Source organism: Bradyrhizobium sp. 18BD (genome assembly GCF_054185225.1).
Genome location: NZ_JAVAYL010000259.1, coordinates 1 through 440 on the forward strand (window position 1 = coordinate 1; position 440 = coordinate 440).

1 protein-coding gene is annotated in these 440 nt (G+C 66.8%); it reads left to right on the forward strand.

Annotation, left to right across the window (positions count from 1 at the left end; genetic code table 11):
• The coding region (locus RAD16_RS41370; RefSeq protein WP_458163731.1) for a class I SAM-dependent methyltransferase at positions 1-440 on the forward strand (440 nt) is incomplete at both ends.

Here is a 440-nt window from a genome sequence, read left to right on the forward strand (position 1 = left end):
GCACCGGGCACAATCTGCCGATGCTGGCTGCGTTCGGCACGGTCGATGCGATCGAGATCGATCCGGCCGCGCGCGAGATCGCGAGTGCGCGGCTGGGCAAGCCCGTCGGCTCCGCGCCGCTGCCCGAACTCACCGGTGTCGACCGTGGCGGCTATGACCTGATCGCCGTGCTCGACGTGGTCGAGCATATCGAGGACGATGTCGCAGCGCTGAAGGCGATGGCCGAGTGTCTGAAGCCGGGGGGCAAGATCCTGATCACCGTGCCCGCACATCAATGGATGTGGAGCGCACACGACGTGGTGAACCACCATCATCGCCGTTATTCCAAGGCGTCGCTCGACAAGGCGATCCGCGCGGCCGGGCTCGAGCCTAGGAAGCTCGGCTATTTCAATTCGCTGCTCTTCCCGCTGGCTGCGGCGGCACGGCTGGCCGGCCGCCTG